The 6,372-nt window shown below is 32.6% G+C and carries 5 protein-coding genes; 1 reads left to right on the top strand and 4 read right to left on the bottom strand.

From position 1 onward, the window contains the following. The coding region (gene rpsA, locus WBN21_RS04365) for a 30S ribosomal protein S1 (RefSeq protein ID WP_424198069.1) at window positions 1-1,546 on the bottom strand (1,546 nt) is incomplete at its 3' end. A gap of 332 nt (window positions 1,547-1,878) precedes the next feature. On the opposite strand from rpsA, the gene WBN21_RS04360 reads away from it, so the two are divergent. Further along, window positions 1,879-2,256: a LysM peptidoglycan-binding domain-containing protein gene (locus WBN21_RS04360; protein WP_424198068.1), complete on the top strand. Its 378-nt coding sequence runs from the start codon at window positions 1,879-1,881 to the stop codon at window positions 2,254-2,256. Window positions 2,257-2,423: 167 nt separating this feature from the next. Here WBN21_RS04360 and cmk read toward each other — a convergent pair whose 3' ends face one another. The 3 genes from cmk to lon all read right to left on the bottom strand — a co-directional run. Further along, entirely contained in the window at window positions 2,424-3,119 is a 696-nt protein-coding gene (gene cmk / locus WBN21_RS04355) for a (d)CMP kinase (protein WP_424198067.1), read from the bottom strand. Between the two features lie 112 nt (window positions 3,120-3,231). After that, complete coding sequence (gene porQ, locus WBN21_RS04350; RefSeq protein WP_424198066.1) at window positions 3,232-4,251, bottom strand: type IX secretion system protein PorQ; 1,020 nt, start codon at window positions 4,249-4,251, stop codon at window positions 3,232-3,234. Between the two features lie 273 nt (window positions 4,252-4,524). Next, window positions 4,525-6,372, bottom strand: a 1,848-nt coding sequence (lon, locus tag WBN21_RS04345) for an endopeptidase La (protein ID WP_424198065.1), incomplete at its 5' end; no start/stop codon positions are given.

Here is a 6,372-nt window from a genome sequence, read left to right as displayed (position 1 = left end):
CTTTGTCAACTATTTCAGTAATAGCAGCTTTATGAACTGTATCTAATGCGAATTCAGTTTCGTACTTATCCCAAGGGTTATCAGTAGTCTGTTTATGACCTAAACTTAATTTACGTCCTTCAACATCCAATTCAAGTACAACAACATCTAACTTATCACCTACAGCACAAAACTCAGATGGATGCTTAATTTTCTTAGTCCAAGATAAATCAGAGATGTAAATTAATCCGTCAATACCTTCTTCTAATTCAACAAAAACACCAAAGTTTGTAAAGTTGCGTACAATACCTGTATGCTTAGAACCTACTGGGTATTTAGTAGTAATATCTGTCCATGGATCTGGAGTTAATTGCTTAATACCAAGAGACATTTTACGATCTTCTCTATCTAAAGTTAATATTACTGCATCAACTTCATCACCAACAGTAACGAAATCTTGAGCAGAACGTAAATGTGTAGACCAAGACATTTCAGAAACGTGAATTAATCCTTCAACACCATCAGCAACTTCAATAAACGCGCCGTAATCAGCTATTACAACTACTTTACCTTTTACTTTATCTCCAACAGCAACAGTATCAGCTAATGCTTCCCATGGGTGTTTAGATAATTGTTTAAGACCTAATTGGATTCTAGATTTGTTTTCATCAAAATCAAGGATTACAACATTTAATTTTTGATCTAACTCAACAATCTCATTTGGATGGTTAATTCTAGACCAAGATAAATCTGTAATGTGAACTAATCCGTCAACACCACCAAGATCGATAAATACACCGTAAGAAGTAATATTTTTAACAATACCTTCTAATACTTGACCTTTTTCTAATTGACCAATAATTTCTTTCTTTTGTTCTTCAATATCAGCTTCAATAAGCGCTTTATGAGAAACTACTACGTTTTTGAATTCGTGGTTGATTTTCACAACTTTAAATTCCATAGTTTTATTTACATACTGATCATAATCTCTAATTGGCTTAACGTCAATTTGAGAACCTGGTAAGAATGCTTCAATTCCGAAAACATCTACAATCATACCACCTTTAGTTCTGCATTTAACAAAACCATTAACGATTTCACCAGTTTCGTGAGCTTTATTAACACGATCCCATGCTTTAATAACACGCGCTTTTCTGTGAGATAATACTAATTGTCCAGTGGCATCTTCACGAACATCAATTAATACTTCAACTTTATCACCAACAGCTAAGCCAGGATTGTAACGAAATTCGTTTAATGAAATAACACCTTCAGATTTTGCATTGATATCAATAATAGCATCTCTATCAGAAATGTGAACTACTGTACCTTCTACAACTTCATCATCTAAAGTATCAACGAAATTTTCAGCTACTAATTTTTCAAATTCTTTGAGTTGTTGATCGTCAACTTCATCAATACCTTCTTGGTAATTGTGCCAGTTAAACTCTTTTAAAAACTTTTCAGGATTTGCTTTTGCTTCAGATACTACTGGAGCTTCTACTTGTGGAGTTTCCAATGCTTCAACTGATACTTCAGCGTCTGCTTTTTTTGCTTTTTCAGCCATTTAAATAATTTTAATAGTGCTTTAATTTCGCTTTCGCGGAATGGATCTACACTATGTTTTGTATTCTGTTATGTCTCAGGAATTTTAAGCGCTTAACACACAGAAGTGTTATGTTATTTTTAGTTTCATTCCTTTTATAATCCTGATGATTCGCTAAAAGGAGTGCAAAAATACATATTATTGACCTAATTACCTAAAATTGAGAACATAAAATTATCAGTTATTTTGGCATGATATGTGCTCGTAATAATTTGGAACAATATTTAATAAAACAATCGAATAATTTAGTATCTTGTTCTCAACAAATAATTACAATAAAACTTATAAAAATCATGGTAAAAGCAAAGTATCAAGCGGTATTAGACTTGGGTGAAGCATTGAAAATTCAAAATGGAAATGTAACAGAAGAGAATGGCGTTCTTAAAATTAAAGGAACTGCTAATACGCCTTATGAAAAAAATATTCTTTGGGATAAAATAAAAGAAATAGGTGGTGACAATCCATCTGATGTAAAGGCAAACATTTCAGTTGCTGATGAAAGCGTTTATGCTAGACATACTGTAAAAAGTGGCGAAACTTTAGGTAAAATTGCAAAGCAATATTATGGTAACGCTTCTAAATACACCGCTATTTTTAAAGCTAATTCTGATATTTTAAAGAATCCTGATGTTATTCATCCAGATCAAGAATTAATTATTCCTAATTTATAGGATTACAATAATTTGAAATTTTAAAAAACGAATCTTTATTTATTTAAAGGTTCGTTTTTTTTTTGTAGAAATACTTTGTTAGCTTTTTTCTAAAAAGAAACAACACTTTTCCAACGTAAGGAAAACATATTATCTTAAACTAGATTACTGATTACTGAGACTGAAAACTATTCATAATCTTCCATTGTCATTTTTGCTAATTGGAGAATTTTATTGAACTGCTCATCTAAAGTCATATGAGAATTATCAATTTCAATAGCATCTTTAGCTTTTATTAAAGGGGAATCTTCTCTATTTGAATCAATATAATCACGTTCTTGAACATTTTTAAGAACATCCATATAGTCCACTTTATCACCTCTTTCAATAAGTTCCTGAAAACGACGCTCTGCCCTAGTTTCGGCTGAAGCTGTCATGAATATTTTAAGCTCTGCGTCAGGGAATACAACGGTTCCTATATCTCTACCATCCATAACCACACCTTTGTCCTGCCCCATTTTTTTTTGTTGTTCAACTAGTTTCTGTCGAACCTCAGATATGGCTGCTACTTTACTAACATAACTTGACACCTCTAACGTCCTAATTTGTTTTTCAATATTAACGCCGTTTAAATAAACTTCAGCAAACCCTAAAGCTTCATTAAATTTAAAACTGATATTAATATTCGATAATTGATAAATTAAAGCTTCAGAATTAAAATCATTTTTACTTATAAGCTCATTTTTCATGGTATAATAAGTAACTGCCCGATACATGGCGCCGGTATCAACATAAACATAACCTAATGCTTTTGCTAATTGCTTGGCAACGGTGCTTTTTCCTGTTGATGAAAACCCATCTATGGCTATGGTAATTTTATTCATTTATATAGTGCCTTAAGTGCGCTAAAATACTTAAAGTATATTGAAGTTAAAATAGTAAAACTGAAATTTTCGACTTTAAGTACTTTTAACTTTAGACACTTTAAATACTTTTTTACCTTAAATCAATTTGCAATCCGAAGAAATTGGCATTTGCAGCACTTGTATATTTTGCATGCGTATAACTAAATCGCATTTTATTCATTTTTATAGAAATACCGGCTGATAGCCCTGAAAAGTTTCGCTGGTCTATAATTCTTAATTCTTCACCTCTTCTAAAATTATAACCCAAACGAATATTAAAACCACCTTCAGGAAAAATTTCTGCTCCAAAAATGGCATGCCTGATAACTTGCCCAATAAAACCAACTTTTTCAGAGGTTTGATTTCCAGATAAATCACTTGTAATACGGGCTGGATTTGGTGTTGAAATTGGCCATTCTTGTAAGTTCTCTAAAGTTAAATGCCATCGAATTGGTACATTTTCTAACCGTTGAGACATTCCAAACGAAACCTCAAAAGGTAATGTCTCGTTTTGCCCAGCATAGGTTGTAATTTGAGAACCAAAGTTTCTTATTACTAAAGCAGCGTTAAAATCTATATCTTCATTTATATATAAAACACCTAAATCTGCAGCTGCGCCAAGGGAATTATATTGCTCTAATTTTGAAGTAATTAATTTAATGTTAGCACCAATATAAAAATCGGAAAACCCAATTTGCGTTGCGTACCCAAAGGATAAGGCTGCTTCATTTCCAGTAAAAGTTCCTGTTGAGTTGCCAGCTTCATCATAGCCATCAAAATCGCCATAATTTATATAAGTAATACCTGTATGAAATGTTTGTGAACGCCTATCAATTGTGTAAGCATATGATGCTGTTCCGTAACCAATACCACCTAAATAACTCGTATAATTAAGCGCAAGTTGATTATCCATTTCAGCATTTATAGTGGCTGGATTAAACAACCCTTGAGTCACATCATAATCCACATTAGTTAAAATTTTCCCTCCTAACGCTGCTTGACGTGGCGATGATACCAAATTAAGAAATTGATAGGTATGCTCTCCTCCTACTTGTGCCATAGTGAGAGAAGCTACAGATAAACAAAAAAATGTGATAATTTTTCTTAGCATATTTTCAATTGCAAAATAAATGAATCTATACTAAAACGACAGCATGTATCTTTTATTTTTTTAAAGTATTTTTTTTACTTTAAATATATCTTTTGTTAAATAGTTAAATTATTGTTATTCAAACCATTTAAACGCTTAATAGTTTCAATACTATCCTGTTGTCAAATTTATTTATGCTTCTTTCCCTTTTAAAAGAACATTTTTATAACTGGTTCTGTTTTGTGCCTGTAAACTCAAATTACAGGCTAGAACCACTATTTAAAAAATAAAAATTTATAATTTTTTTGCATTTTGAACTTTTTGTTTAGTAACGGCAATATCAATAACATCGCTCATGTCAGTTACATAATGAAACGTCAATCCTTTTAAGTATTCTGGTTTAATTTCTTCAATATCGCGTCTATTATCTTCACATAATAAAATTTCTTTTATTCGTGCACGTTTTGCCGCTAATATTTTTTCTTTAATACCTCCTACTGGTAATACTTTTCCACGAAGTGTAATTTCACCCGTCATCGCTAAACTTTTCTTTACTTTACGTTGGGTAAAAAGTGACACTAATGATGTTAACATAGTTACACCTGCACTTGGCCCGTCCTTTGGCGTTGCGCCTTCTGGCACGTGAATATGTACATTGTATTTATCAAAAATTTCGGGGTTGATTCCAAAACTATATGCATTAGATTTTATGTACTCCATAGCTATAGTAGCAGATTCTTTCATCACCTTACCAAGGTTTCCTGTAATTGTCATGGTGCCTTTTCCTTTTGAAAGAATAGATTCAATAAAAAGAATATCGCCACCAACACGAGTCCAAGCTAAACCTGTTACTACTCCTGCAACATTATTGTTTTCGTATTTATCACGTTCCAGTTTTGGTCCACCTAAAACTTCAATAATATCTTCATTGGTCACTTTTAAATTGTAAGTCTCATCCATAGCAATGTTTTTGGCCGCATGACGCACCATTTTTGCTACTTGTTTTTCTAATCCACGAACCCCAGATTCACGCGTATAGCCTTCCACAATTTTTTCTAATTGGCCTTTTCCAATTTTCAAATGCTTATCGGTTAATCCATGCTCTTTTAATTGCTTTGGCAATAAATGTCGTTTCGCTATTTCTACCTTTTCTTCAATGGTATAACCTGTTACATTTATAATTTCCATTCTATCTAACAATGCCGGCTGGATGGTTGATAAACTGTTTGAAGTAGCAATAAACATAACCTTAGAAAGGTCATAGCCCATTTCTAAAAAGTTATCGTAAAACTCGCTATTTTGTTCAGGATCTAAAACTTCTAACATCGCAGAAGAAGGATCTCCTTGATGCGAATTTGCAAGCTTGTCAATTTCATCTAAAACAAAAACTGGGTTTGATGTTCCCGCTTTTTTCAAACTTTGAATAATTCGCCCTGGCATAGCACCAATATATGTTTTTCTATGACCTCGAATTTCAGCTTCATCTCGCAAACCACCTAATGAAATACGCACATATTCTCTTCCTAATGCTTCAGCAATCGATTTACCCAAGGAAGTTTTACCAACTCCTGGAGGTCCGTACAGACATAAAATTGGCGATTTCATGTCGTTACGAAGCTTTAAAACAGCCAAATACTCAATAATTCTTCGTTTTACATCTTCTAAGCCAAAATGATCTCTATCTAGAATTTTCATGGCACGTTTAAGGTCGAATTTATCTTCACTAAACTCATTCCAAGGTAAATCTAGAAACAATTCTAAGTAATTTCTTTGAATTGAATATTCAGCCACTTGAGGATTCATGCGTTGCATTTTGGCAATTTCCTTCTCAAAATGTTTTGCAATGTCTTCATTCCAAAGTTTTAAGCTAGCTTTAGCTTTCATTTCATCTATTTCCTCATCATGACTAACGCCCCCCAGTTCTTCTTGAATGGTTTTCATTTGCTGATGTAAAAAATATTCACGCTGTTGCTGGCTCATATCCATTTGAACTCTAGACTGGATATCATTCTTAAGTTCTAACTTTTGAAACTCAACATTCATAAACTTAAGCGTTGCTAATGCGCGCTTTTTAAGATCATCAATTTCTAAAAGTTTTTGTTTTTCTTCAACAGAAAGATTCATATTTGACGACACGAAGTT

Origin of the sequence: Algibacter sp., from assembly GCF_049667265.1 — a bacterium.
Lineage (GTDB): Bacteria > Bacteroidota > Bacteroidia > Flavobacteriales > Flavobacteriaceae > Algibacter_B.
The sequence above is the reverse complement of the archived record's forward strand: the minus strand, read 5'-3'. Positions and strand labels throughout refer to the sequence as shown.

What these genes read in the sequence shown, in the direction of transcription:
- porQ (WP_424198066.1), bottom strand. Translation starts at nt 4,251, where the DNA reads ATGCTAAGAAAAATTATCACATTTTTTTGTTTATCTGTAGCTTCTCTC.
- WBN21_RS04360 (WP_424198068.1), top strand. Translation starts at nt 1,879, where the DNA reads ATGGTAAAAGCAAAGTATCAAGCGGTATTAGACTTGGGTGAAGCATTG.
- cmk (WP_424198067.1), bottom strand. Translation starts at nt 3,119, where the DNA reads ATGAATAAAATTACCATAGCCATAGATGGGTTTTCATCAACAGGAAAA.